Source organism: Agarivorans gilvus (genome assembly GCF_001420915.1).
Taxonomy (GTDB): domain Bacteria; phylum Pseudomonadota; class Gammaproteobacteria; order Enterobacterales; family Celerinatantimonadaceae; genus Agarivorans; species Agarivorans gilvus.
This window is the reverse complement of record NZ_CP013021.1, coordinates 1987095-2010000: the sequence shown is the minus strand read 5'-3', so window position 1 is coordinate 2010000 and position 22906 is coordinate 1987095. Positions and strand designations below refer to the sequence as shown.

General features: G+C 49.1%; 25 protein-coding genes. All 25 read right to left on the bottom strand.

Annotated elements, in window-relative coordinates; translation table 11 throughout:
- Positions 1-211: 211 nt before the first annotated feature.
- Positions 212-433, bottom strand: a complete 222-nt coding sequence (locus tag AR383_RS09465; protein ID WP_055732913.1) for a hypothetical protein — start codon at positions 431-433, stop codon at positions 212-214.
- Positions 430-2358: a hypothetical protein gene (locus AR383_RS09460; RefSeq protein WP_229711085.1), complete on the bottom strand. Its 1929-nt coding sequence runs from the start codon at positions 2356-2358 to the stop codon at positions 430-432. Before AR383_RS09460 ends, AR383_RS09465 begins: the two co-directional genes overlap by 4 nt.
- A 3-nt stretch (positions 2359-2361) precedes the next feature.
- Positions 2362-2655: a hypothetical protein gene (locus tag AR383_RS09455; protein WP_055732912.1), complete on the bottom strand. Its 294-nt coding sequence runs from the start codon at positions 2653-2655 to the stop codon at positions 2362-2364.
- Entirely contained in the window at positions 2648-3610 is a 963-nt protein-coding gene (locus tag AR383_RS09450) for a hypothetical protein (protein ID WP_055732911.1), read from the bottom strand. The genes AR383_RS09455 and AR383_RS09450 overlap by 8 nt, the downstream gene beginning before the upstream one ends.
- Positions 3611-3623: 13 nt before the next feature.
- Positions 3624-6062: a hypothetical protein gene (locus AR383_RS09445; RefSeq protein WP_055732910.1), complete on the bottom strand. Its 2439-nt coding sequence runs from the start codon at positions 6060-6062 to the stop codon at positions 3624-3626.
- 9 nt (positions 6063-6071) lie between these two features.
- Positions 6072-6437, bottom strand: a complete 366-nt coding sequence (locus tag AR383_RS09440; protein ID WP_055732909.1) for a hypothetical protein — start codon at positions 6435-6437, stop codon at positions 6072-6074.
- Entirely contained in the window at positions 6434-9346 is a 2913-nt protein-coding gene (locus tag AR383_RS09435) for a tape measure protein (protein WP_055732908.1), read from the bottom strand. Before AR383_RS09435 ends, AR383_RS09440 begins: the two co-directional genes overlap by 4 nt.
- A 64-nt stretch (positions 9347-9410) precedes the next feature.
- On the bottom strand, positions 9411-10166 hold the full coding sequence (locus AR383_RS09430) for a phage tail tube protein (RefSeq protein WP_055732907.1): 756 nt from the start codon (positions 10164-10166) through the stop codon (positions 9411-9413).
- Positions 10163-10576, bottom strand: a complete 414-nt coding sequence (locus AR383_RS09425) for a phage tail terminator protein (protein ID WP_055732906.1) — start codon at positions 10574-10576, stop codon at positions 10163-10165. Before AR383_RS09425 ends, AR383_RS09430 begins: the two co-directional genes overlap by 4 nt.
- The gene (locus tag AR383_RS09420) at positions 10576-10995 is read right to left on the bottom strand and encodes a gp436 family protein (RefSeq protein WP_083481561.1); all 420 of its coding nucleotides are present in this window, start codon (positions 10993-10995) and stop codon (positions 10576-10578) included. Before AR383_RS09420 ends, AR383_RS09425 begins: the two co-directional genes overlap by 1 nt.
- On the bottom strand, positions 10995-11435 hold the full coding sequence (locus AR383_RS09415) for an HI1506-related protein (protein WP_055732905.1): 441 nt from the start codon (positions 11433-11435) through the stop codon (positions 10995-10997). The genes AR383_RS09420 and AR383_RS09415 overlap by 1 nt, the downstream gene beginning before the upstream one ends.
- A gap of 77 nt (positions 11436-11512) precedes the next feature.
- Positions 11513-12433 carry a Mu-like prophage major head subunit gpT family protein gene (locus tag AR383_RS09410; protein WP_055732904.1) on the bottom strand — a complete coding sequence of 307 codons (921 nt, stop codon included), beginning with the start codon at positions 12431-12433 and terminating at the stop codon, positions 11513-11515.
- Positions 12434-12481: 48 nt separating this feature from the next.
- Positions 12482-13627, bottom strand: coding sequence for a phage protease (locus AR383_RS09405; protein WP_055732903.1), 1146 nt, complete (start codon positions 13625-13627; stop codon positions 12482-12484).
- Positions 13628-13684: 57 nt separating this feature from the next.
- Positions 13685-14467: a hypothetical protein gene (locus AR383_RS09400; protein WP_055732902.1), complete on the bottom strand. Its 783-nt coding sequence runs from the start codon at positions 14465-14467 to the stop codon at positions 13685-13687.
- A 42-nt stretch (positions 14468-14509) separates the two neighbouring features.
- Positions 14510-15670, bottom strand: coding sequence for a DUF2971 domain-containing protein (locus tag AR383_RS09395; protein WP_055732901.1), 1161 nt, complete (start codon positions 15668-15670; stop codon positions 14510-14512).
- 96 nt (positions 15671-15766) lie between these two features.
- Positions 15767-16237 (bottom strand): phage virion morphogenesis protein, encoded by a 471-nt coding sequence (locus tag AR383_RS09390; protein ID WP_055732900.1) that lies wholly within the window; start codon positions 16235-16237, stop codon positions 15767-15769.
- Entirely contained in the window at positions 16237-16434 is a 198-nt protein-coding gene (locus AR383_RS09385; protein WP_055732899.1) for a hypothetical protein, read from the bottom strand. The genes AR383_RS09390 and AR383_RS09385 overlap by 1 nt, the downstream gene beginning before the upstream one ends.
- A 2-nt stretch (positions 16435-16436) precedes the next feature.
- Positions 16437-17909: a phage minor head protein gene (locus tag AR383_RS09380; RefSeq protein WP_055732898.1), complete on the bottom strand. Its 1473-nt coding sequence runs from the start codon at positions 17907-17909 to the stop codon at positions 16437-16439.
- Positions 17909-19462: a DUF935 domain-containing protein gene (locus tag AR383_RS09375; RefSeq protein ID WP_055732897.1), complete on the bottom strand. Its 1554-nt coding sequence runs from the start codon at positions 19460-19462 to the stop codon at positions 17909-17911. The genes AR383_RS09380 and AR383_RS09375 overlap by 1 nt, the downstream gene beginning before the upstream one ends.
- Positions 19463-19571: 109 nt before the next feature.
- A complete protein-coding gene (locus AR383_RS09370) occupies positions 19572-21101 on the bottom strand; it encodes a terminase large subunit domain-containing protein (protein WP_055732896.1) in 1530 nt (509 codons plus the stop codon).
- Entirely contained in the window at positions 21101-21673 is a 573-nt protein-coding gene (locus tag AR383_RS09365) for a DUF3486 family protein (RefSeq protein ID WP_055732895.1), read from the bottom strand. The genes AR383_RS09370 and AR383_RS09365 overlap by 1 nt, the downstream gene beginning before the upstream one ends.
- Before the next feature lie 186 nt (positions 21674-21859).
- Positions 21860-22147, bottom strand: a complete 288-nt coding sequence (locus AR383_RS09355; RefSeq protein WP_055732893.1) for a VpaChn25_0724 family phage protein — start codon at positions 22145-22147, stop codon at positions 21860-21862.
- Positions 22144-22479: a DUF2730 family protein gene (locus tag AR383_RS09350; RefSeq protein ID WP_055732892.1), complete on the bottom strand. Its 336-nt coding sequence runs from the start codon at positions 22477-22479 to the stop codon at positions 22144-22146. The genes AR383_RS09355 and AR383_RS09350 overlap by 4 nt, the downstream gene beginning before the upstream one ends.
- On the bottom strand, positions 22466-22687 hold the full coding sequence (locus AR383_RS09345; RefSeq protein ID WP_229711087.1) for a TraR/DksA C4-type zinc finger protein: 222 nt from the start codon (positions 22685-22687) through the stop codon (positions 22466-22468). The genes AR383_RS09350 and AR383_RS09345 overlap by 14 nt, the downstream gene beginning before the upstream one ends.
- A gap of 2 nt (positions 22688-22689) precedes the next feature.
- Complete coding sequence (locus tag AR383_RS09340) at positions 22690-22857, bottom strand: hypothetical protein (protein WP_157051692.1); 168 nt, start codon at positions 22855-22857, stop codon at positions 22690-22692.
- Positions 22858-22906 lie beyond the last annotated feature (49 nt).

Sequence of the window (22906 nt, the reverse complement as noted above, 5' to 3'; positions counted from 1 at the left end):
TAAACCCTCAAGTTATGCAACATAACAGTTCTCTAATGCAAATAGCATTGCCACAGGATGAAGCTATTCAAAAATTTGGCCAAGGTAAACTCCTTTCCAAACAGCTAGGTATTTCACGCTACTCCAAAATAAATTTTTTGTAAATAATGCATATTCCCAAGGTTAGTCTAGTTTCGTAGCGTTGAAGCTTGATTTGGATAGACTCAGTTTTTTATACCTCTATTTCATAAAACGGTAAGTCTGCGGCTTGGCCTTGTACTTGACCATCCACTATATAGACCTTACCGCTAGCCACTGAATCACCTAGCACCACTTGTTGTGTGCCATCGGCATGTAGCACGGTAGTGGTGCCATTACTTACCGCTACAACGGTTGCTACGCTTCGTTGCTGCTTTGGGTTTAGATTGGTTAATCTTTGGTAGATATTGCTCATGCGGCTACCTCGTTGCGTAATAAGGTGGCGCTTTGGTTTACGCTAACTGCCCCATTAGAGCCGTTCACGCTGGCGGTGATGCTAGAGCTATCGCATACAGACTTAAATACTTCGGTGCCCTTTTGCACGCCTACTAACATGCCAGGGCGCATCGGTGGTAAGTCAGCCATCAGCTTGGTTCTAATACTGGTGCTCACTTTGTTACCGGCATTGGCTAGCTCTGCGGTACCGCGCATTCTAGCGGCCTGTACATCGGTGATGATTTTATCCACCACATCCTCGGCAAAGTTGTCACCCGCTGAGCCTGAGCGTTTTACTTTTACTGCCACGCCTTGCTGCTCACCGCGTACAAATACAGCGTTGGCATCGGGGCGTATTTCACGTTTCTCGGTAAACTCTAAAATTACCCCATCATGCGCAATTAAATCAGGCACCGCATCCGTCATATCCCATGGCACTGTTGGCCATTGAGGGATCACGGTAATAGTCTTGGTATCGCTATCTATATCGAGCATGGCACCTATGGCGTTGGCCATCATATTAATCGCTTCCGCTGGTGTTTTTCCTGCATAGCTAAAGGCGGTGGCAGGCACATTAAAATCGGTTATTTCACTGGCTAAGGTCCAGCCGGTATTGGCCATAATTTCACCCATCAAGCCCATGAAGCTTCTAGCGGTGCTGTTCATATAGTTAGCCGCTTTGATGTAGGGAGCAGATAGCTCAGCTAAGCGTCCGCGACCAGTAGCGCTGTAACGCGATACCCCAAATGATTTTGATTCGCTGGGCATTTCACACCACATAAAGAAGTCGTAACCGTTGATGGAAATCTTTAGTAATTCGTTAGCTGCCCTCTGGGCATCGATGCGTGATGAAAAAGTAACGCTGCCACTGCTGGCCCACTGTGAACGTGACTGAGAAATAGAGACCGACTTCAGCACAATGGCCAAGCCGTCACTTACCCTAATACAACTGAGTTGCGGCTGCATAATATACGATCTCCTTACTTGGGGAGTGATGGGTACTTTAAAATCCAGTGGTGGTAATACCGGGTTTGCATCAATCAAGCCACCGCCTGGATACCACTTACACACTTCTGGCGAAGCGGTTAAGCGAAGTATTACCGAACCCCTTTGATTACTGAATTGCTGATTAAATTGCAGGGCCATTGGCGATGTAGGTGCTTGGTACTGGCTTGAACATTTCCACTGCGGTGCTGGAAAGCCCCATTTTAAAGTGGCTTGCTCAGCAATCTTTTGGCCTCGATAGCGCACATGCTGATTTATATGCAGCGCTAGGCCATCTTGCCAAATCACATCAGTATGAATACTTGTGCTTAGAGTGTTAAGCCAAGTGGCGGCGTTGTTGGTCTGTTGGTTTAATGGAACCAGCCAATCAATCGTTGTATTGGTGGCAAAAGACTCGGTAAATGCCCAATTGAATGAGCTGTTTACGCGCTGCTCGCTATACCACTGCCATGGCAGTACTCGCTCAATGCTTAGGGCTGGTTTGCATGCCCAGTTAGTGGTTGTCTCTACACCACTACTAAACTCACAGTGCCAGACGCTAGAGGCTGCCACTTCTAGAGCTTGGCAAGCTTCACTCAACGTGACATTTATTTCTGGCTCGCTTGGCAGCATCCATATCACACCACACTCAATGCCAATGGTGTTGTCAATCGGTGTTGGCGGTTCAACTGGGCCATTACCATCAAAATACAGCTGAAGTGGCGAGCTGTAACTACCCCAAGTGTTTTCAAATCTTAAAGTAGTGCCAATGAATGGAGGCTTATCAAAGGATAGCGCCAAGGGTGATGTCGCATCTGGCCAAAGCTGGTTTAAGCGTAATTGGATCCCATCAAACGGAAAACTGAGCAGTATCGGTGAAACATGATCAGCTTTTTCAGTGTCAAAGCGTAATGCAATCATACATTAGCTCATGTTTAGTTCGGTGGCATCCACACTCTGTAACACAACCCCATCGGCAACGGCGGCGTTATACTGTTGGTTATCGTCAACAATGCCCACTAACACCGATTGAGTTAATGAATATTCTGCAGGTAATATCAGTTTAACCATGCCTGATGGTAATTTATCAGCCTTTAATATCGATAGTGTTTTGCGGTCCATTACGAAGTAACGCTCCGCTACACTATCAGCGTCTAACTCTAATAGAGACACGTTGCGAGTGCGCAATACACGTTTAGCCTGAATAATTCTAGTCATACCATGCCTCTAAATTAAACCAAAATTGTGTGGCCACACGGGTGCGAAAAGCACGGTACATTACACCATTAAAATCACGCTCAGCCATCGGCCATAGCTCATCTTTAAACCCCAAATAACCCGTTTGCACTAGCCCTGGTAAAAAGCCGCGTAGATAGGGTGATAGATTGCTGTTCTTTCCATATACACCATTCCTATCCTGAGATGTAACACTGCCAAGCACAACCATGATATTAGCAAGCGTAGTAGTAATATCAGGGGTATCGGCTAAGGAAACAATATTGGAGACTGTCGGTAAGCGAGTGTAATAATCTTCTGTATTAGTGGGATGGCCGTCTGCATCAAACATGAGATTAAGCGCTTGATTATCATCATAACCAAGATTGCTTAAAGAGGTACTCCAACTCGTAGACGTCGAATCCGAGACACTAAAGCTATTCAGTACCATAAATCGCCCGGCATCATTGGGTAATAGTGCATCAATATCTCCAGCAAAGAACCCGGGTTCATTGCTATAAGACAAATACATTGTGGTGACGTTGCTGTTGACTAATACAAAGTAGAAAGACACCGACGTGCCGATTAAATACCATTGCTTTTGGTAACTGTTGGTTTGAATCGATGAGTAGTAGTCTCGCTGAGCGTATGTATCAAAATCAGTAAAAGATCGGCAGCCGAAAAAGCGTATTTTGCCATTCGCCGCGACAGCGCCATCCGGTTGTAGTACTAATATGCCGCCACTACCTCCATCTGCAATGTTGTTTTTAAACGCGATTTTGGCATTAGCAGAATCTTCCAGCTCAACTGACCATCCAAGTGCTGCTTTAGTACCATAGCCATCCACCAAACAAGCTTTAATAATGGCGATAATCTCTGCTTGAGTTGGATTGCCACCCGTAGGTAACTGCGGTGCGCCGCTATCTTCTGAGGTAAATAATGTTACTGGTAATCCCATTTGTTGTTATCTCCTATGATTCATTACCACGGAACGCTAATACCGCTCTGTCCGAGGTGATTTGACTATGACCACTTTGCACGGTGCGAAGTAGCATGATGGGTTTGCTGGCTGCGACCGTTTCAAATCTAACCGCTTCACCGGCATTCCAGCCGCCACCAAATGCTGCTTGGCGAATGATGAAATACGGGGTTTGGGTGAGCGGGTTAATAGGCGCAAAATCGTTTAAAGTATCGCCTGTGGCTACTTGGCCAATGCGACGGCCAACGCATCTAAAGGCGGTGCTGGATGTAAAAATTAACACCCAGTCTTCATTAATTGCTTCGCTGTTTATCACTTCAATGGGGTAATCGACCACGTTCATTGAAGCGGTGGCGGGAGCGCCGTCTAAATCCCAATTATCATTCCAGCTGCTCATATCGCGCACCGTGCCAACGCGAGCCTGTAGGTCACCTAATACTTGGTTTGATGCCACAACACTGCCTAGCGGATACACCATTGATAAGGGTGCGGCCAAGATAAGTTTTTGCTCTTGTACATCGGTGACCAGTGCGGTTTCGCCGATACTGTCGGTTAATACAAAGGGAGCAGTAAAACCGGCAAAGTCGCTATTGTTCGTCACGTCACCAGTCTCTTTATCTATGCTGTAGTGCTCATCGTTTAGCGTCCATAACGACGCCCCAGTGCTATCAGTAATATCAACAAAACGCGCATTGGGGCGCACGCTGTAGCTTTGCCCAATAGTATTGGCCACCACCTGCACTTGGGTGTGTTGCACTGTAATGCTGTTCCAGGCGGTAAACTGCTCTACTATGCCGCCGTTTTTGATGCGCAGCGGATTTAAACCAAACAGCTCTGGCGGTGGTGATAGGGTCACGGTTTCGCTAATGTCGTAGCGCAATGTGGTGAGATCTACATTTATCGCAAAATTGAGGCTAACTAGGTTGCCAACAAGGGTGCCTGTTACGCTGGTGCCGGTTATATCGCCATTGCTATCACAAGAGCCTGACAACAAGGTTTGTCCGTCTGCGCTGGCTACGGTGATATAAAATGAATCTGGAATGGGCGCGGTTTGCGACAGTAAAAAGCTCACCGAGTTATCGGCAGCTGTGGCCACTTCGGTTAAGGCATCGTATTGCAGCGTAAAATCGCCGCGCCCATCGGCTAACTTGGTGATGGCTCCTGTTACATAGTTAATGGTGGCAAGCACATAACCATTGGCTTCTTGTAAATTACCATCCACTTCAAACAGCGTAGACGTACCATAGTTGCTATCGGTAAACGTGGCGGTGGCATACACACTGCCTTTGGTAATTTTTCGCTCTCCATCCAATGCGCTTTGGCTGTTATAAACGGCATAGCGCAGCGATGAATACCAGGCAATACCAATATCAGTGGCATCGTAGTACATGCTTGGGTAGATAACTGTTACCGTGCTACCGGTGATAGACAATGCCCCTAGGTAGTCATTCTTGCCCGTGACAATAATGTTTTGTACGCCGTGGTTTTCAAAATATGGATCGTCTAATAAGTCGTTAACGGTATAGAGGTAGGTGGTTTTATCCTTCACTGAGCCCACGGTGATTTCTTTGCGAATAAGACCACTGGGCGCACCTTCGTTAGGGGTAATAGTATTACCTGAACTGGTTTCTACGCTTTTGATTTTGGGTAATAAATCAACTTGGGTCGCGCTGAGTGATAATTCGTTGCTATCAATCTGTGATTCAGCCGTTAGCTCGGCCACACCATGATATTTAACGGCGTCGTTTTGGCTTACATAGCGTAATTTAGTACAGCCCGATTCACCGTTTATAGATATTGCGGCGTCTGGGGTTGCAAAGGGAATGGGTGGCTTAAACTCCACATTGCCTATGGTGGCACTACCTGTCACGGTTTTTTGAATCTCACAGAAGTGCTCGAAGCGCGGCCAGTTAGCATCTTCGTTGCCAGCGTACTCAACACTAATTACCACCACCTGGCCTTGCTGCAAGGTGACCGGGTTCCAATATTCCTTTTGGTTAAACTCATAGCGAGACTGTAGGTAAGAACGCGGGAAGCTGTCTTGGCCAGCTAACATGCCCATTAATCCGTCGCGAATTAACTGGCCCGCTCTTACCGATGACTCTAAGGTGTCTACCATATCGGCCATGCGGTCTTCGTCGTCTAAATCGGCTGATTCAGCAATCAGCATACTGACTAAATCATCGCTGGGCTTTTGGCTAATAAATACATGAGCATCCAGCAGCAATGCTGTGTCATTAGTGATGAGTGCGGGATAGCATTTAACAATATCCACCGCACTTTGGGCATGGTCAATATCTGAAATAGCGGGCAGCAATTCATTTAACGCGCCGCTCACTACATAGTTTTTAGTACGTTGGCCACCGGCATCATCGCTTGAGCCAAGTTGCTCCGGCTTACATATTTTTAAATCATTGCGAGTAATCGTCATAAATGCTCTTTAAACGGTGATTAATTTTAAGGTGATGTCGGCGATGTAATCAGGATCGGCATCGCTGTAATCGATAAGGGGCGTCCCCGAAATGGGCGTGGCGCTGTGGTCCCATATTACAGTGAAGGTTTCGCTATTGATGGTTAGCTGAAACGGCGTAACGCCCGCTGCTTCGGCATGGGCCTCAAGCGCGGTAAAAACGCTAAGGGGTTCACTATCGCTAGTTAAAATAATGCTGCGACCTGCCTGTTTCTTGGCGGTTTCTATATGCAGCGCACCATCTAAGGCAAACTCATGGCTGCTTACCCATGGGCTATAACCAAAGCGGTTGGCCCACACAAATTCCTGCAGTGTAATGCTGTCTAAAACAATCATGAGGTCGCCTTAATCTGTTCTAATTCATCAAGAAGGCGCTGAGAGACTGCATCGTATACTTCTGATTGAATGACGCCCCCAGAAGGCAACGCTAGCTCTAAACGCAAGGCTTTCACAGTCGAATTGCTCGCCACGCTGGACGTGGTGTTTGTGGTTTGCGTTGGCGCAACATCATTGGATTGAGTCGTGGTTTGTTGCTCATTTTTACTGGCCGATTGCTGCTGTTTGTATAGTTGCTGCTGCAGCTTGATAGCGTCTTTTAAATCACTTATCGCTTGTGTGTCTTTTGCCAGTTCGGCTTGCTCCAGTTGTTCTTTTAACTGCTTCAGTGCTTGTTCCTGGCGGCGCTGGGCAATGGCTTCATCATTGCCGTTGAGTTGGTCGAGTTCGTCTTGTACCGAGGCCAAGGCAGATTTGGCGCTATCGCGCAGGTTTTGCAGCTTACGGCTAGCGCTGTCGATTTGGTTGTTCAGGGCACTAAGTTTGCTTTTATCGAGCAAGTCCATCGCCGCTACCGATTTTTTAGCGCGGTCTAAAAACTGAAGGCTTGGCTGCTCGGTGCTGTTTATGGCGTCTTCAATGTGGCGGTAGGCTTTGGCTTGCCCCGCTAAGGCTAAGGTTTGCTTGTCGTACTCCACTTGCTGCTTGGCCATGGCATCGAGTAGGTTCTCGTTAATACGGCCCTGGCGCATGGAGTTGTGGCGAATGCGGTTTTGCAGCTCATCGACTTTTTCGCCCATTTCTTCCCAGCTCAGGCTTAAAAAATCCACGGCGTCTTTTTGGGCTCTAACACTTTGGGTAGCATTTTCGCTACCACGGCTAACGTGCTCGCTGGCCTGTTCGGCGGCTTCGCCTACTTCTTGGTGGCTTTGGGCGGTGTCTTGGTTACTGGCTTGCGCATTATTATTGGCTTTGGCAATGGCTCCGCTAAGGCGCTCGGTGGCTTGTTTGGCACTATTCATGGCGCTGCTAAGGGCTTCGCCGCTTAATCGGCCGCTTTGTTGTAAGGCCTCAAGTGCTTGCTTTACTTTATCCAGCTCGGCTTTATTTTGAGCCTGGCTAAAGGCTTTACTGAGGTAACTAGCAATGGCCTTGCTGCTGACTCCCGTGGCGTTTTGCAATACTTGCAAACCTTTTTCAATGCCTGCAAAAGATTCACCGGCGCGGCCTTCCAATTGATTAAGATCTAAGCCTAGTTCTTTAAAGGTTTCTCCAAGGGCCTGATTAGCTTGTGTGGTTTTTATTAGCTGGTTGAGCAGGCCTTGATGTTGGCTTTGGCTGCGCTCGGTGGCCGCATTTACGGCATTCAAATAGTCTGCACTGGTCTTATGGCTTTCGCCTAAGTCTTGCATGGCTTGGCTGGCGAGTTCCCAAGCTTGTTTGGCCTCATTAAATTTGATCGTGCCGTCATTAAGCAGCTGATTGAAATGCTCGGTATCTTTAATATTGATGCCCAGCTGCTCAGAAAGTAGTTGGTAGGCTAGCGTTAATTGAGCGCTTTCTCTCGCCGCGACTTGCTCACTTTCGGCCAAGGCTTGTTTGGCTTTTACCAAGTCGTAAGTCACTTTGCCCAGCTCAATGATTTTGGCGATGGACTCTATGGCCGCGACTACCAATACCCCTTTAAGCGCCGCGCCTAAGGTACGCACCGCTACCGAGGCCGAGCTCATGCTTACACCAAACACCTTAACCTTAGTGGCCGCCGAGGCTGTGCTCACAGCAGTCGCCCTTAGCTCTACCACTAGGGTTTTTAATTGGCCTACCCAAGTGAGTAACTTTAAGCCTGCCCAGGCTTTACCGAGCAGAAAGACCTCATCTTTCCAGGCAATAAGATTAGTTATACCGCTTTTAAGTGCTTCTCCAATCTGAATAATGCCGTCTGATACTCGCTTCGCCCATAGCTGCAACTCGCCGCTGTTGGCCATGCGGCTAAATTCGTCATTAATGTACTGTAGCTGAGCCTTTAGCCAATCCAGTGCGCCGCTTTGGCTCACCATGTTGTAAAACTGGCTTAAATTGTCTCTGGCATTAGAAATTAAGCCAGATAACAGGCTCATATTGGCTGCCGCCGCCCCTTGGCTTTGGGCGGCCATTTCATCCATTAACGCTTTAATGGTATCTCGGCCCAACTCGCCAGCAGTGCTAAGGTCTTGCAGTTCTTTGGTGTTTTTACCGGTAACTTTTTCGAGCAGCTCCCACACCGGCACGCCACGCTCAATGAGTTGTAGAATTTCTTCGCCCTGCAGTTTTTGTTTTGCCCAGGCTTGGCCAAGCGCTAGGCTAATGCCTTCGGCTTCTTGAAAGCTCCCGCCCAGCTTAAAGGCTTGGTCAATAATGCCTTGCATGCTGCCGTCCATGGGGTCGAGTCCCATGGCTTTGAGCTTCACAAAAACTTGGGTAACTTCTTCTAGCTGCAGTGGCGTGTTTTTCGCAAAATCTTTAATCCAGGCACTGGCTTTTTCACCGCCCTCAATGCTGCCCATAATCGCGGTGAGCTGGGTATCTAAGCGCTCGAATTTATCGCCGGTGGTAAACAGTGAAACCAGCGAATTTTTTAGGGTATTAATGCCCAGATAGGCACCGGCTAACGCAATGAATCTATTGGTGGCGCCACTGGCCGATTGTTTAAGCTTATCTAGGCCTTTGGCGTTTTGTTCAACGGCAGTTTTATTGTTCTTGGCTTTGCGGCGGGTATCATCTAGGGCTTTAGCCAAATCGTTATTGGGGTTTTTAGCATCATTGGCCGCTTTACTGAGTTTATCTAGCTCTTTAGTTAGGGCTTCGGTGGGCACATCGGCAGCCGCCACTTCTTTAGCTAAGCGGTCTACGTCTTGGCTAAAGTCTTTAACGCTGCTTTGGCCGCTTACGCTGGCTTTAATTTTAAGTGCTAACTCTAGTAACTTGTTCATTGGGCTCTGCTAAATCGAATAGGCAGTGGCGGGTGAGTTCCGCCACTGCAAGCTTGGGTTTGGCTTACGCCAGTTCGTCGTACTGGAAGGGGCTGGTTTCACCTGCAGCTAATACCGCTTTACCGGCTAGTTGCGTACTCACAAACTCATCGGCCATAAAGTCCACCGCAGCCGTTGGTGCCAGCGTGGCTTTAGGAATGGTGAGTTTCACTGCTTTTCCGGTGGTGAGGTTGGTGCCTTCCAGCAAGATTTTGGCGGTGATTTGAGGTTTTAAGCCGCCTTTAACGCGCATGCCACTGAGAGCGTTATAGTCATAACTCAGCTTAATGGCGGTGCCTGCTGGCGCATCTACTACGCTGCCAATCACGGCACGAACTAAGCCTGCGGCGTAGTTCACTTCAATCGCGTCATTGGCAATAGCGCTGTCATCAATGGCCAGCTTGGCACTAAGGCCAGTCTCGGCAAGGTTACTTTTACTCAGCTGAACCCAGCGGCCATTGCCCGGCAAGGTTATGGCTTCATCAGTGGCACTACCGCTGCCGTTGTTAATGCCTTCCACTTCACCTAACAAGGCCATAGCGAGCACTTCAGCTGGTGCGTCGTCGATGGTGATTTGCACTTCGGTGGGTTGTGCGGTGGTCACGTTATCTAGCGCTTGGCCACGGGTGGCCTTTTTGCGGCTAGTGCGGGTTTTTTCTTCGGTTGGGGTGTTAACCGACAGCTGAGTGACGTTAATTGGGCCCACTAGGCCGGTAGCTTCGCCAGTGGAATTAAAGCGATCAATAAACACATCGCCAGCAAGTAATAAGCCTTGGCTCATTGGGTATCTCCTTTGTGGGTGAAGGTAGTCGTAAAGGCCACGGGGTAATAGCCAAAGCTTTTGCTAAAGCTGGGCCGTAGCGGCGGATTAATGCGTAGCAAGGGGCTGCAGCCATTGGCTTTTTTCCCCATGAGTTTTTTTAAAATGGCGTCTAGTAGCTCGCCAGTTTGGCTGCTGTCTTTGCCTAGGCGCATACACAGCACCACTAACCAAGTTTGTTTTACTTTGGTTACCTTGCCGCCTTGAGCGCCTTCGGGGATGCTATCGCCACCATAAAGTACATGGGCGCAGGGGCTGGTTTGGGTGCGTTCAATTAAGTCCTCCATGTTGCTGGTGACATACACTTGGCGCAGCTGGCTAAGCTGCTCTAAGGCCTCAACAATGGTGCGCTCGGTGGCGAGGTAGTCCATTAGATAAAGCCCTTATCACTGCGGCTAAATACCCGCCCATCACTTTGCATCTCTGCAAAGTTGCTGCTGGGGGCTGTTTGGCCATCGTCACTTAAGCCCAGCTGCAGTTCGCCTTTACCTACAGAGGTTAAAAACTTGAGCGCCGCTTGATAGCGTTTTTCAACAGGCTCTGGCGCATGCTCGGTACTTAATGAGTAGCGGGCAATGTCGCAACACAGGCGGTTTAGTATGGTGGGCACATGGGCCAGTGGCAGCGGGTAACGCCCAGCTAAGTAACCGTCTATCTCGGCACTGGCATCCTTCAGCGCCTGCTCTAGCACGCCGTTATCAATGCTGTCTGCGCGGCCTTCACGGTCGGTAAGCAAGACCAAGTCTTGCTCACCGAAGCGGCTTAGCATGTCGCCTACCGAGGCGTACACTAGGCTAGCTCCTGCTCAGCTTGGTAGGTATCCCAAGCGGCATCACGCTCATCGGCGGCCACCTTACGGCCCAATAATTTTTCTAGGGCATCAATTTGCGGCTTGCCACCTTTGGTGAAGTGGTCGAGGTTAGCTGGGTCGAGTAAGGCGAAGGCCTCGGCTAAGCAGCTTATTGGCTCTTGGCTAGTTGTGGCTAAAGGGCTATCCAAGCTGAGCGCGTCCACGGCCCCTTGCGTAGCGGAATGTGAATCTGGATCGGTTTCAGCGGTGTCTTCAGTGCTTTTAAGTAGCTCCAACACAGGGTCGGCTTTAATGGTGGCCAGTTGAGCCTGGCTAAGCTCAGCCAGTTGCAGCAGATTCTCGCCCCGCTTGAAGCGGATGCCAGCGCGGTAATAACCCGAATGGCGGTGGTTTTTGATATTAAGCGTTTGCTTTGCCATGACATTTCAATCTCCGTTTAAGGGATGCTGAGGGCAGCTAGGGCTGCCCAAGTAATGTGAGCGTTAAGCAGCGAGGCTTACTTCAAGCGCGGCGCTACTAGCACTTCAAACATGCCTTTCAGCTCGTTGCTCACCGCTGTGCCACCATCGTCAATGGTTTCGCGGTTCATCAACTGCATGGCGAGCTTGCGGTTAGATGGACCTACCACCAATAGCGTTGGGGACAATTCCATGGGCTCACCGCCATCGTGCTTCATGGCTTCCATTTGCTCCCAAGCATCCCAAAGGGTGTCTAGGCTGAGGGCTTTCTTCACACCAATGGCCATTTGCCAGAAACCAAAACCAGCGTTACAGCGAAGGTCGGCACCAAACTTAAAGGTGTTGGCGTTAAACACGCTTTCATCGTTGGGGTTGAACTTGGTGGTTAAGGCCAATTTACGGCGCTCTTGAAAAATAAGCGGTTTAAGCACTTGTGAAGTATCTAGAAGAAACCAGGGTTCTCCGGTGTAGGTGCCGTCAATAATGACGTTGCTTACCAGCTCATCTGTGCCGGTGCCATCGTGCTTGTCGTTGACTGGATGCTCGGCATCAAAGAAGTTTTGGCCGTCATAACAAGCGGTGGTGAAGCCCGCTGCGAGTAACTGATAAACCAGTTTGTCTGGGAACATGCCACCCTTTTGGGCAAGGTTTTGCACCATCGGTGTGTAAACGCCTAGGTTGTCATCTTCGATGTCATCCCGCTTTACTTGCACCGAGTTCTCAAAGGTTTTGTTAGTGATGGTATAAGCGTGTTCGCTTAAATCGTTAAACACCCGTTCACCCACCCATTCGCGAAACTCGCTACTGGCACCTAACCAGCCATAGGTATTGGACTTGGATGAAGACGGCACAATAGTGGCAATTTTTTGAAAGCTGGGTGCGACGTTCTTGAGCGCCTGATTAAACTGCGCATTAAAGGTAGTTCGCAGTGCGTTAAGCGTGGCGGAGCTAATAATCATAATGTTCTCTCTTTAGGTCCGTTAATTTAAAAGGGTAAGGTTTAGTGCCTAAACACTGGCCTTTTTGCTGTTCAGCAACTCTTCGTGACTTAGGCTCATTTGCGCCGCTAGCTGCTTTTCTTCTGCAGACAAAGCCACTAGCCGGGTGTCGTCTTCCGGGATGTTGGTGTGTGATGTTTGCTGGCTAGTGAGCGCGGCCAGTTGTGGGCGGTCTTTTAGCATGGTGCTTAAGGCGGCAATGCCTTGTTGCTGGCCCACTTGTTTTAGGTAGTCCACTTCGGCGGCCAGCACCTTGCCTTCGGCTTGGGCGTTTTCTATCGCCTGGTCAATGGTGAGGATGGTGTTATCGGCAGACAATACCGCCACTTGTTGCATTAAGGCGTTGTAAGTACCCACCGGCACGTACTTAGTTAGGTCGATAGATGCGGGTGGCTGAGCACTAAGCGCGGCCAGTTCGCTGCTTAAGCTGTCGGCTTTATCACTTAATGCCGTTAATGCAGCAAGCGCTTGTTGGCCTTGTTCGGCGGTGAGTGTGGCAACGTTAGCATCAACGGTGATGCCAAGTTTGGCGCACAGGGCAACTAACCATTCAGGCAGCATGGCGGTATCTCCTTTGTTGGGTTGGGCAGTAAAGTTTTTAGCGGCTAAGGCCACAAGGGGTTCTAAGCCATCAACACCAGGGCGATTGGTGAGCGCCGCAGAATGCAGGTAGATGGGCGTGCCTTGTTTGTTGTAGCCAAATACGGCACTTAAATAGCGATATTCACCAGCACTGAGCAGTGCTTTGGCTTTGTCTGTCCAGCGGGGTTTAATAAACAAACCTTGGCCGTCGCGGTATTCGGTCTCACTGACCGAGAAAAAGCCAGCGGCAGGGTTGGGTTGGCCGCTTTCGGCACTTCGTAGGGTTTGGTGTTCGTAATCAATTACCAAATCGGCATTTTGGTGAGGTGTTGCCATAAGCATGGCTTGAGCGGTATCGGCATCGATATGCCAATGGCCATCTACAGTGTCAATGCTGCGACCGTCGCAGGCTTTAAACTTACCGTGAGGCAGTAATTGCACCCAACCGTCGTTACCAGGCTTTAGCTCGGCGCTAAGTATGGCGATACTGGTGGGGTGAGAAGCGCTTAAGGCAGCCAAGCCAATGGCTTGCTGTTCAATAAAGTGCGCTTTGATGTAGTTTGGTGTTTTCATGCAGCCAGATTAACTGGCTGCAGAGGGGAAGGATTTTAAAGGGGTTTAGAGATTAGCTTACGCTATTGTTATATCAACAGCGTTATCTAGAATTTTGGGTTCAAAATTAAATGTTTTTAAAGTTTGAATGATGTCATCTGGGATCTGTATACCTAAGCTGCAAAGTACGCTGATTGTCTTAATCGGTAAGTGTGAGTGATATTTCGCAATTGGTGATTCTTTAACTATTTGTGTATAGGCGTTGAGAAAAGATAAGTAGGTATGACAAGACGTCATTACATCCAATAGGTACCAAGTTAAATCAGCGTCCTTATAGTTAAGGGCTCTTTGAATAGAATTCTTGGTTAGAGCTCGGTCTCTAGTAGGGTTGTTGACCAAGTAAATTAGCGACTCTTCAGCAAGGTTGCTAAATATAGATTTGTTATCGGGTATTGGTCGTTCAAGAAGCTTAAGTAAATTTGTTCTTGATTCGGTAATCAAACGATATATGTCTTCTCGTTGTATTTGATTATGTAAATATTTAATATGAGCCTCGTGTGCATCACTGGCTCTTGCGTTTTCTGCTTGGGTTTCAGCAAGCACTTGTCGCGTATCGGTCAGCTCTTTACGTTGTAAAATCAGAGACCAAACTAGTAAAAATACTGTTGCAGCACTGAACAGTGTTCCTGCAAAGCCCCCAAAGTAGTCACCAAACCAAGCGTAGTGTTCAGGATTTTTTGGCCACATGCCGAAAAACTGGACAGTGTAAAAGGCTAAGCCAATGAGCGTTACCATTCCTAAAATGGCTAGAGAATAGATTAACCACTTAGGCAATACTGGAACTTGAGGGTCTTCTGTCATGGAATATCCGTTTTTGGGGAGCTTATTGATTACTCGCAAGGGTCATTTTATGGTTACCGGTTTACAAGATGAGCCTTCTTGCAGTAAGGCATGGCCACTATACCACCGGTCAATAGTGGTTTGTTTTTGACTACTACTGCCTTCAACTAAATCAAAAGCCGTGTTGTAGATGTCTGTTAGTCGAATGTTAGTCTCACGTTTTCCTGCACCCAGCTCTGATCGGAAATAAGCAAACGGAAACATATATTTCGGTGTGTCACCGGGTCGAGCGAGCACTTCTCGTTTAATATACTCAACAATGTCTTTAATGCGTTGAATGTGTTCTTGGGACATGCGTGCGCCAAAGATGATGCCTACGAGTTGCATAGGATCGTAGTAGAATAAGCGATCTAAGGGCTTTAACTCAGTATCTAGTCCGGTTAACCATCTTGGTGATTCATGAATAACTAGTCGATATTCTTTTTCATATTTCCATGAGGAGTGCTTGGTTAGCAGGAATTTTAAATGTCGATGATGATGAGCAATCCTTTCCTGCTCTGTTAGGTCATTTAACCAGGGGGAGAAATGACCTGGTAACAGCATCGAAGCATCTTGGTGATCGGATTCAGTCTTATAGTCTACTTTGTGGAACTTAAATTGAGCAGGAATACTTTGGCCGGCATAACCTCTGGGATGAACGTTGGTTTTGATTCGCGTTGGGTGTTGATGTAAGGCACCATCAATAGCGCGAAAAATTAAACTGTAACCACAATGCTGATTGGCATAATGGGCCCATAATAACGGATCTTTCTCTGCGCTAGAAAAGGAAACGAAATACCCTTTTGTCGGTTGGTAGTAGGCTAGATATTCCTCTATAGCAATACCAAGGCTTACTAACCCAATCTGTTGTAGATTTAGTTTTGCAGCGATGAGCTCCATTAGCTTTGATATGGTGCCACTAATCGCCATGTTGTAATCAATGGAGGGGATGGCCGAAAGTTCTTTTGCTATGTCGGCATAAGGTAGGGGTCTAATTAATAGTGCTCTTTTTTCATTTACTTCCCGTAATAGCCTTTCCCAAAAATCAGGAGATTGGCTTAGTTGATAATAACTCTGGCCATCGAAGGGGTCATTAAGCTCATTTTGGGAAGCAAAATACAGTTCGTTGTAAAGCAGTTCTTTAAATGACAATTCAGATGGAGAGCGGTATCGGTAGAGCAGCACTATAACTTCCTCAATATAAACCGTTTATAAACGTTCATAAGGCAGTTTAACGCGTTTTTACTCAGTAAAGGAATACCATTGCACTGCGTAAGGCCTCTAAACGCCGCTGAGGGCGTTTTGTAGGTGTTCGCTTAAAATGGCTAAGACTTCTATTTCATCGTCATTGCTTAGGCCTAAAAATGGCCTGGCGGGAATAGTTTTATTGGGAATCATGCTATTGGGCGAGGTGGTGCCACCAAATTGGTGGATGGCGGCATACACTTGGTTAGATCCAAACAGTAGCTCTTTATTGGTGGCTTGGTAGCTAAAGTGATCTCGTAGTATGTCGTTAAGTCTTAGTATTTGCTGTTTGTTTTTAGGCTTGAGTGCTTGGCTAGTGGCGCTTAATGGCTCCCACGGTTCGCCGTCTGGGCTTTGTTGTTCATCAAAGCGCTGGCGGTGGCTAAGCAATAGATATTCGCCAATATCGGCAAAGGCTGGTTCTAGATCGTTAATCTGCGCCATCAGCTGGTTAAGCGCATGGCTTATAGCCGATTGGCCGTCGAGCTCAATATGAATGCCCGCCATTAAATCAGTTCCTCTTCCCAGGCTTGCAGATAGGTTTGCTCGTCGGCGGCGGCGATAAAGGCTTCCCATAGTGAGGCTATTAAGTCTTGCTCTTCGCCCTCGGCTTGGTCTTGTAAGCGCTGTAATTGGCGAGCCGTATCTACACTGATGTTGTCGGTGTCGGCGAACAGGGCTTGGGCTTGCTGAAATAATTCCATGTTTATCTCCGTTTGTTGCTACTGCGCACTGCAGCATTTATTTGTTTATCAAACCAACTCACCAAGTCTGGCTGCCATTGTTCTAGTGTAGCTCGGTTAAGCATCATAGCGGCAAAGCCTTCGGCAAAAAATTCGTGCTTGCTGGTACTGCCATAGGCGGTGAGCATTTGTTCGGCTTTGACGGGAATATCGGGCGCACCGGCATAGTAGTGAACTTGATGGCCAAGCTCATGCAACCAGGTACTAAGCAAACCGGCATCGCCACTGTGTTGCTGTTCTATTAAGGTGGTGAAGGCATGGTGGCGTTTTAAGTTTTCTGGGTGAGAGGCCAAGCGATAGCTTAGCGGGCCTTGGTTGTGTTTGGCGTCTTCTATCACTTGTTGGGCGCTGTTAAGGGTTGCGGTTACATCCACTTTACTGAAACGGTGGCTGGCTTTTACCTTCACCACTACATGGTTAAACGATACGGAGGTAAAACCACCGGTGCGGTTGGCTCCTTTGATGGTGTAGTAGGCTCTGGCCATGGCGGGTGATACGTCTAAGTATTCGGCTACTTGTTGGCTAATGGCTAGCGAGGCTTTACCACGGCTCATTTCACCTTGCTTAATAAACAGGGTTTTAACGGGGTGAGCTTGTAAAAAGTCTTGCAGTTGATGTTGTGCTTGCTCGGGTAATTGTTTGAGTAAATCATCTAAGCCTTTGGCACTAACGCCCTTAGCTGTGCTTAAGGCACTTGGCACCATGCGAGGGCGCAAGCGCTCGGCCAATGGCGGCTTGGCCGCGGCTTGCTTGGCGGCTCTAGCTGCTCGCTGTTTGGGGGCTAAGGGGCGGTAATCAAAACCGGGATCAATACCTTTGGGAATGTCATGCACTTCACCGGTGCCGGGGTTAACCCATTCATAGCTGGCCGCTTTGGGGGCTACGCCCACTTTAAGGCCTAGGCGTTTTAAGTCGCGCTCACTTAGCGCGAACTTTTTGCACTTGCAGCCCCAGCCATTGGACGGGCTGTGCGCATTCCACCAAGGGTCATCTAAGGGGAGTACTAAGTTGTTCCACTTTAGGTGTTCTGCCCTTGGGGTTTCACTATTACCATGTTTATACAAGCCGTAAGGGCGTTGCGCTTTTACTTGTTGTATTTGTTGTTCCCGCCCCGCGTTATAGCTTTGGCGTAAGTTGGTTTCGTAGATTAATTGGCTGCGCCAGTTGGCATCGCCGGTATGCTGCCAGCCGTGTTTGGCCACTATGTGGTTAAAGCGCTTTTGAAATTGATTAAGTGAAGTGCCGTTGGCAATGGCGTCGTCTACCGCTTGGCGTAAATCGGCTAAGAGATCGACTTTCATGGCACCAGCTACGGTAAAGGCATGGTTGTGGCTGGCCGCCCACATTTCATGCCAGTGTTCGGTGGTTACCGACAGCTTTTGCCGAAAGAAGCTAATTGCCTCATTAAAGGGTAGCGAGCCGTAGCGTACTGCCATTAGCGACCTTCTTCTATTTCTAGCTGGCCTAGTAACTCTGCAGCGGCAAAGGCTTGTGCCATTTGCGTGCCTAGTTCTTCTACGTCTAGCTCTCCTGCGAGTTCTAAAATGCCATCGCGTATTTGCTCTAGGCTGGTGGCTTCGCTGACCAATTGGCGAACCGGAGCAATTAAATTGTTAAGTAAGGGCGCACTGTTGGCGCTAAGCTGCGCCTGCATGTTGTCTAGTTCATCACCTTGGGTGGGCGTGCTGGCACTTAGGGCCGCTAACTCGGCTTGGCCTGCTGGTGGCTGCGCTTTCACCATGCCTAATACTTCTTCGCCGTCTTTTGCCTGGGGAATTTGCAGCTTGTCGTGTACCCATTGGCTGGGGATTTTCATGCCGGTTTGCACCAGCGCGGGTATGGCTTCGCTATACAGTTTTAGATCTTCGGGTTCGGTTAGGTCGAACTCAAACTGGGGAATACGGCGTGGGTGGCGATAGCTCTTGCAGTTGAGCTGATAAATCGGGAATACCAGCTGCTGAGTAAGGGTGCGAGCAATTTGCTTACAGTCGGCATCGCGTAGTTCTTGGCGCACTTCGTTATGCACATTGCCTAAGGCGTTGGTACTGCTTTTACCATCGGCTTGGCTGGTGAGGGTGCCACCAAGAATGGCTTTGCTGGCGCTACGCTCGGCCCAGTTGGTCATTACCTCAAAGGGATCGCTTTGGCCTTTGGCGGCTTCTTGAAAGTCAATTTGCATGCCCTGAGGAATAATGCCACCGGCGTTATGGCCAATGCTCATTACCGCATTTAGCAGGGTGCGTTTTTCAGGCTCACTGGCTCCGCTGGGGTATTTACCTAGGCGCAGTGGCAGGCCGTAAATTTCTAGAAACTCGGCTAAGTCTCGCACGCTGTAGTTTTTAAAGATGAACGGCCAGGCTAATTGGCGCACCAAACCACCGCGCCCCACATAGCCGCTTTTAGCTTGGTGGGTGTGGCTTAGCCATCCAAAGGCTTGCAGCGCTGCCCCGTGGTAACTGTTGTCACGCAGGCGCAGCTGATTACGCTGCTCGGGGTGGGTTTGAAACCAGCTTGGGTCTCTGTACTCGATAAATTGGGGCAGCCAAAGGCCATCGCTTCTAGTCCAAATAATTTCACTATTGGCAAAGCCTTTTAAAATGGCGTCGCTCATATCGGTGATCACTTGCTCTAGGTCGAGCACATCTTCTAGCCATTCCTGCAGCAAGGCGCAGTCTTGTTTCTCTTGCTCGCTGGCCTTGCGCGGCGGGGTTATTTGCCAATCTGGCCCCAATAGCGCACGGCGGCGCTTTTGTAGCTCGGCAAAAATATGGGCGTCTTTCTCTTCGATGTCTTCGGCTAGTTCACACTGCGCGATTAAGTCGCCTTGTTCAGCCGCCTGCATGATTTCGGCTAGGCGACTGGGAGTCAAGCCTGAGCTAGGGTGTTCGGCAAAGTGAGTGCGTAAATGGCTTAGCTCAGCTTGGTCGGTTTGGTTTTGCTTAAGTTGTTGTTGGCGAATGGGCTTGCCGTGAATGTCTACAATGGCCATGGTTAATCCTCAATAAAATAAGCGCCATGCCAGCGGGCGCAGAAGGCTTGGGCGCTGTGTCGGCTCATTCGGCCAAAGGGCGCGTGATGTGGTAAGTAAACAAAGACCATTACCAGCAGCCTCGCTCGTAGTGGGCGAAGTCATCGTCTTTGGCTCTTTCGGCTTTACTGGGTAGAGGGGTGAACTCAATCATGGCCCCATCAATGGTGCTGGCGTAGTGCATTAAGAACAGGGCTATGGCGGCGTCACCGTGGCGCTCTTTGTTTTCTCCGGTTTTACCCTGGGGCAAACAGGGAATGCCTTGGCGATTAATTTGCAAGGCGCGTAGGTCGTCTAAAGTGTCGCGGTGCTGCGGAACGTTTAACAGACCATCTTCTAGCGCCGCTTTAAAGCGCGGCATGTTCTCTAGGTAGAATTTGCCCGAGAGCATCACCTGTTCAATCACACCAGAGCCATAACGGTCGGCGGCGGCTTCGGCTAGGTATTGGCCATTGCCTCGGGCATCTAAAGCACCACCGCTAAGCCGCGGTAGCCGGTCAACGATGTAAAACAAGATCTGCTCTTGCTGTTTAAAGGGCATGTTGCGCAGCTCTATTTGCAGTACGGTGTCGGTGCTCATGTCGTCATTAAGTTGGCCAACGCTAATCACGGTGAAGTCGCCGCTGCGAGCGAAGTCTTCGCCGAATACGTGGCGCTTAGCTGGGTTGAGCTGTTCCAATAAGGGCAACAGCACCTCTTGGCACCAGTCGTTAATTTCGGCGCGGCGTAAGTGCTCGGGCCATTCGTTAAAACTGGCTTTTTGCTGCAGCTGTATTACTGGGCAAGGTTGTTGGCGGCTTTCAATTAAACTACGGCTAAGGTAAGCACCGCCGCCACTTTTAGGCACGCAGTAGTATTCTTCTAGGGCGTCTTCTTCGGTCGCCGTGCCTTGTAGTAGTTCTTGCTTCCACTGGTCTTCTGCTGCTTGGCTCCATGCTGTGCCTTTGATTTGGCAGATACGCTGATATAAGCCTTGGCTGCAGGCATCGTCTAGGGTAATGCGGTGAATACTGTAGTTTTTGCGGCCTGCGCGGGCGTCTTCAATCAGTTGGTTGAATAGGTGGTCAATGCCGTTGTGGGTGCTGATTAGGCGCACCTTGCTGCCCCACATGGTAAGTGCCAACGCGGCCTTAAGTACTTCGGCTAAGCGGTCGTGGAAGGCGGCTTCGTCGATGGTGACGTTACCTTGCATACCGCGCAGGTTGCTAGGGTTAGAGCTAAGCGCCTGAATTTTAAAACCCGACTCAAAGTAAATGGCAAAGGTAAGAATGTCGCGGTCTTCGTCGCGCAGTACTTCTTCTTGAATGGTAGAGGCGGCTTTATCAAAGGCCTTGGCCCACATGGCGCAGGCATCGATAAATTCGCGGGCCATTTCTTTGTTAGAGCCCACATAGAAGTGGTTGCAACCGCCAGCACTTTTTTGGGCACCGGCGCATAATACCGCGTCGGCCGCTTCGGCCCAGGTTAAGCCAGTACGGCGGCTTTTTTCGGCCAGCTTTACCGTGGCTTCATCGGCTATCCAGTCTTTTTGGTATTGCAGTAATACCTCGTTTGGCTGAAAGGTATTGATGACTTGTTCTGCAGCGGGGCTGAGCTTCATTAAACAATCCCCAAGATTTGCTGCTTAATTTGCGCCACACCAGCTTTGGTGAGGCCTGCTTCGGTGGCGGCATTTTCGGCAGCGCTTGCGGCCTCTTCGGCAAAAGCTTTGCGCAGTTCTTTCTCTCGCTGGGTGCTCAGCATGGCGGCTTTCTCCAAACGGCCAATGCTAAGCGCTAGGTTGCTGAGGGTTTTGGGATCTAGCACTTCGTCTGGGTCTTCGGCGGTTTTCATTAACAGCTTAAAGTGAGCGCTTTTTAGAATTTCCAGCAGTAATTGGGTGGCTTCGCCAGTAGGCTTAGAGCCCAATTTAGCTACCCATACTTCGGTCATTTCGCGCATTTCTCGGATTTCGCCACCAATGGTTTCCATGCGGCTGGCATAGCGATTAAGGCCGCTACGGCTGAGCTTGTCGTCATCGGGCAAGCCTGCTTGGTCTATTGCGGTATTCACCAGCGTTAAAATCTCGGCTTGGGTCGAGCCGCTGCGCAGTAGTTCGTGCAGGTAGTCTTTAATGTGATCGGGCAAGCTATCGACTTTGCTTGGTTTGCCTCGTGTTTTGCGTTCAGCCATGGTGTTTTCCTGCTTTAAATTTCGTGCACAAGTACCAACTTAAGAACGTGGCTAAGTACAGGCAGTAGCTAAGGCTAAACAGCAAACTTAACGCACTGTGTTGGTGGCAAAAGAGCAAGGTGTAAAACCATGCGGCTATGCCCAGTGCTGCCAACAATAAAAGCTTAAGTAGGAACATTTCGCCTCCTAGGCGCTGGGGCGTTTTATGCCCGGCACAAAGGCGCGGCCTTTGGCAATGTCTTGGCCTCGGCTGGTGAGTGTGGCAATGGTGTAATTGCCGACTGTTTCGGTATTCACTGCACCTTGTTCTTGTAGCCAAGCCAGTTGGGTTTTAATTCGATCTCGGCTCATGTCGTTGCCGTATTTGGCGCAAACATCCTGAATGGTGGAATCATTCTCTTTGTAGCCCAAGGCATCTAAAGCAATCAGAATGGCCAAGCGCTCGTGTTCGTTTTTAATCTCGTTCAGGCTCATTGCTTTTCTCCCCTGAGTTCGTTTTCAATCAGCATGTTTTGTTTGTGCTCTAAGCGTTTCATTTGCTCGCTCATTGCCGTTAATGTGCTTGTGATGCCTGCCACTTGAACCGAAAGCTGTATTACCTCTTCTTTAGGAAAGCCGCTTACGTGGGTTTCTAGCAGCGACAAACGTTTGTCCTGGGTTTGCACTTCCTGCCTTAGCGCCTGTAAGTCGTCACGATTAGCGCGTTGGCCGCTGGTAACACGTATCCAAATGAACAAGGCCACTGTGGCAAGGATTTGCGCGACATCTAAGTAGAACCGCCAAGCAGCCCAATTACCCGTTTCCATAAGCCTCCTCTAGTGCTTGGCAATCAATACAACGGACGGCGTTAGGTGCAGCTTGCAAGCGAGTGGCCGGTATGGGCTCGTCACAGCAAATACATACTTTGGTACCGTCAATGATTCGCCCATGTTCTAGGGGGCGGTTAAGTGCGTTATTTAGCGCTTGCTGGCGCTGTTGTTGCTCTAGCGCTTCGGCCTTATCGCAGATGTCCACTATTACTTGGCCTCGGGTAAACGCTTGCTGCGCAGATCTTCTAGAATGACCTCTAGCCCTTCGTGGGTAAGGCCGTTGCTGTCGAGGTTTTTAAGCCACTTAAGTGCGCCTACTGCAGCGCGAGTCAGGAAGCGCTCTAGCACGACCTTCCAGCGAATTTTTAGTAGCATGGCTTTGCCCACTTCTAACACGCTGTTGAGTAGCAATTTAACGACGACG